We start from the raw sequence: 3,145 nt of genomic DNA, 5'->3' as shown, positions 1-3,145 counted from the left end.
TTGTCTGTACGAAACTAAATCTTTCTTATTGCTTTTGAAAGATATAATGAGGGAAGTCCTTACCTCTGTGAGTGTTCAATACCTATAGGAAAGTAAATACCACTCCATTGATTTAATTCTTCAAAAGGGAAAAGTGCCGAACTCGTCAATTTGATAACAGAGAACAGCACTTAAAAAGATTTTTAATCCGGTTTTAAAGGGTACGTAAGTACTCTGCAACAGCCCGCGCATCTTCTTCACTAAGGTTTTGATTGAGCATGATGGCATTGTTGTATTCCTTTAATAAGGCTTGAGCAATAGGGTCTTCTTTAAGCATAACATCCGGGTTCAGGATCATATTCATAACCCATTCCGGACTTCTGCGTTCATAAATGCCTGCCAATGCAGGTCCTATCATACGTTGGTTGGCCATATGGCAAGCCGTACAAATCGTGTTATATTTTGCTTCACCTGCAGCAGCTAATTCGGTATCTATTTCTGATGCAAATTCTAAGGCGGTTATAGGCCCAACTCCTTTGTTATTCAAATCAACCGGGACAGTTTCAGATTTAGTTTCTACTTTTATCTCCTTTTTGGCACGGTTCATTTCAAAACCCCCTTCTTTTTTCTCTTCTTTTTTCTCGCCGCAGCTCGCTAGCAGAGCGCAAATTCCAATTATGGCAAATATTTTTCGCATGTTGTTTAGATTAGAGGCACTAATATATGAAATAGCACGCATCAAAAGAATTCCTTTATAAATTTTAAACCAATTTTTTCAGAATAAGATATGTTTTGTGGACCAAAGAAGCCTACATGTCCCCCATGCCTGGGCATATCAAGAAAAAGAAGTGGGTTATTTTTTGCTTCTTCTATTGGGTAGCAATCCCTGCCTAAGAATGAATCGTCACGGGCATTGATAATCAAAGTTGGAACTTTTATCCGGGGTAAAAACTGAAGACTGCTGCATTGTCTATAATAATCTAAAGCATCTTTAAACCCATGAGCCTTACTCGTATAAATATCATCAAAATCTTTAAGGTTGCGGATGTTGTTTATTTCTTCTATGGATATTAATTCTGGGAATTTCTGTCGTTTTAAATACAATTTCTCCACGAGATGTTTTTTAAATCTTTTGGCATAAAGTGTATTTTTCAATTTTAACAATTGAATGAGAGAATCGTGCAAACTACATGGAACGGATACGGTTACAGCCCCTTTTATTTGACTTGCAACAGGGCCTTCGCCAAGATATTTTAGCGTCAGATTTCCTCCTAGACTGAATCCTTTAATGTAAATACGGTTATATTTCCGGGTAGAAATGATATGTTGTATTACCTCTTTGAGATCTTCTGTAGCTCCGGAATGATAGGACCTGAATAGACGGTTGGTTTCTCCGCTGCATCCTCTGAAATTAACTGCGCAACTATCTAGTCCATTGAAATTAAAATGCTTGGCGCTTCCTGTTATATATGGGCGCTGCCCATGTCCTTCAAGGCCATGTAAAAGAATAACTACAATATTAGTGGGCGTAGCAGAAAAGCTCCAGTCAAGGTCTATAAAGTCTCCATCCTCAAGTTCGAGACGCTCCCTTTGCTGGTTAAGGTCGGTAACCTTTCTTATCAAGCCGGAATAAATAGTAGAAATATGACCACTTTTAAACGGGAGAGGAGGATTGTAATTAGATTCAATCAGAGGCATACCTCATAATTGTTACCAGCCAATGTTTCTTCTAACATACAAATCTGCTAATTACTTAAGTATCATTTTGGATAAATTTCCAATGAGGCAATTTGTTCTTCAATTGCCGCTATAAATTAAGTTTTAAGTTTTTCAACGAGCTCCGCCACAGAAAGAACATTCTCTATTGTTGCTGATCCCTGACCTGCAGACCAAATGGTTTTCCAGGCTTTTGCTTCCGTATCTAATTCCTTTCCAAAGTCAATTTTAACATCCTTTTTTAAATCTTCTTCTGTAATTCCGGCTGCCACAAGACTGGCTCCAAGAAAATTCGCGTGTACTCCTGATATTGCGGCAGTGTATGTTATATCACTGGCCCCTGCCTTTATAATCATCTGCCGGTATTCCTCCGGGGCTTTGCTTTCTAGTGTATTAATAAATCGAGTTCCCATATAAGCCAAATCTGCGCCCATTTGTAAGGCCGAGGCAATATCCCTGCCGGTACTTATACAACCTGAAAGGATAATGGTTTTATCGTAGAACTTTTTAATTTCTGCCACAAGGGTCATAGGATTAATTGTGCCCGCATGACCGCCAGCCCCGGCAGCTACCAATATTAGACCATCTACACCTGCTTCAGCTGCTTTTTCTGCATGTCTTTTTTTAATTATATCGTGAAAAACTAACCCGCCGTAACTGTGTACGGCATCAACTACTTGTGATACCGCTCCCAAAGAGGTAATAATGATAGGAACTTTATGTTTAATGCATAATTTTAGATCTGCTTCCAACCTTGGATTTGTAGGATGAACAATCAGATTTACACCAAATGGTGCTGCTTTAACCCCTGTTTTTTCTTCAAAAGTGTTTAATTCGGATTTTATTTGAATTAGCCATTCTTCAAATCCTTCACTTGTTCTTTGGTTAAGGGCAGGAAATGTTCCTATAATTCCATTTTTGCAACATTCAATAACCAATTGAGGGCCAGAAATGAGAAACATTGGTGCTGCGATGGCTGGTAAAGAAAGTTCTTTGATAAATGATGGTTTGTTCGTCATAGTTTTTTTGTGGGTTTAAAAATAGGGATAAATTTTGTTTGTAAAAATATCAATTGGCATAGAACTTATTATCTTTTTCAACCTGGACATTGGGATCTCAAAGGAATACTGAATGTAATGATTTTGTGCTTAATACCTTAAAACTGCTAATTAATCTACTATTTTACCCGGTTTTGGTTTTTTGCTTACAAGGTAAACTCCTAACATCACCAAACACGCGGCAGCAATTTTTACGGTGGTTAGTTTGTCTCTCCCGCTTAGTACGGCAAAAAGAATCCCAATTACAGGCTGTACATATACAAAAGCACTTACTGTGGATGCTTTTAATTGAGTTAATGCAAATACATTAAACAAATAAGCGCAGAAAGTTGTCCCTATCACAACAAAGGCCATTTTCCATATTGCTTCAAATGGCAGAGTTGACCATGAAA

At 38.0% G+C, this 3,145-nt stretch carries 5 protein-coding genes; 1 reads left to right on the top strand and 4 read right to left on the bottom strand.

Features of this window, described 5'->3' with window-relative positions:
• Positions 1 to 193 precede the first annotated feature (193 nt).
• The 3 genes from WBN20_RS08725 to WBN20_RS08715 all read right to left on the bottom strand — a co-directional run bounded on the left by WBN20_RS08725 (position 194) and on the right by WBN20_RS08715 (position 2,714).
• A complete protein-coding gene (locus WBN20_RS08725) occupies positions 194 to 676 on the bottom strand; it encodes a c-type cytochrome (RefSeq protein WP_424281404.1) in 483 nt (160 codons plus the stop codon).
• 41 nt (positions 677 to 717) lie between these two features.
• Entirely contained in the window at positions 718 to 1,677 is a 960-nt protein-coding gene (locus tag WBN20_RS08720) for a YheT family hydrolase (RefSeq protein ID WP_424281403.1), read from the bottom strand.
• A 116-nt stretch (positions 1,678 to 1,793) separates the two neighbouring features.
• The gene (locus WBN20_RS08715; RefSeq protein ID WP_424281402.1) at positions 1,794 to 2,714 is read right to left on the bottom strand and encodes an NAD(P)H-dependent flavin oxidoreductase; all 921 of its coding nucleotides are present in this window, start codon (positions 2,712 to 2,714) and stop codon (positions 1,794 to 1,796) included.
• Positions 2,715 to 2,723: 9 nt separating this feature from the next.
• Here WBN20_RS08715 and WBN20_RS08710 point away from each other — a divergent pair, with 9 nt between their 5' ends.
• Positions 2,724 to 2,855, top strand: coding sequence for a hypothetical protein (locus WBN20_RS08710; RefSeq protein ID WP_424271751.1), 132 nt, complete (start codon positions 2,724 to 2,726; stop codon positions 2,853 to 2,855).
• Positions 2,856 to 2,864: 9 nt separating this feature from the next.
• Here WBN20_RS08710 and WBN20_RS08705 read toward each other — a convergent pair.
• Positions 2,865 to 3,145, bottom strand: a 281-nt coding sequence (locus WBN20_RS08705; protein ID WP_424281401.1) for an EamA family transporter, incomplete at its 5' end; no start/stop codon positions are given.

Origin of the sequence: Eudoraea sp. (assembly GCF_049665975.1) — a bacterium.
Taxonomy (GTDB): Bacteria; Bacteroidota; Bacteroidia; order Flavobacteriales; family Flavobacteriaceae; genus Eudoraea.
This window is presented reverse-complemented; position numbering and strand designations above follow the sequence as displayed.

What these genes read in the sequence shown, in the direction of transcription:
- WBN20_RS08725 (WP_424281404.1), bottom strand. Translation starts at nt 676, where the DNA reads ATGCGAAAAATATTTGCCATAATTGGAATTTGCGCTCTGCTAGCGAGC.
- WBN20_RS08720 (WP_424281403.1), bottom strand. Translation starts at nt 1,677, where the DNA reads ATGCCTCTGATTGAATCTAATTACAATCCTCCTCTCCCGTTTAAAAGT.
- WBN20_RS08715 (WP_424281402.1), bottom strand. Translation starts at nt 2,714, where the DNA reads ATGACGAACAAACCATCATTTATCAAAGAACTTTCTTTACCAGCCATC.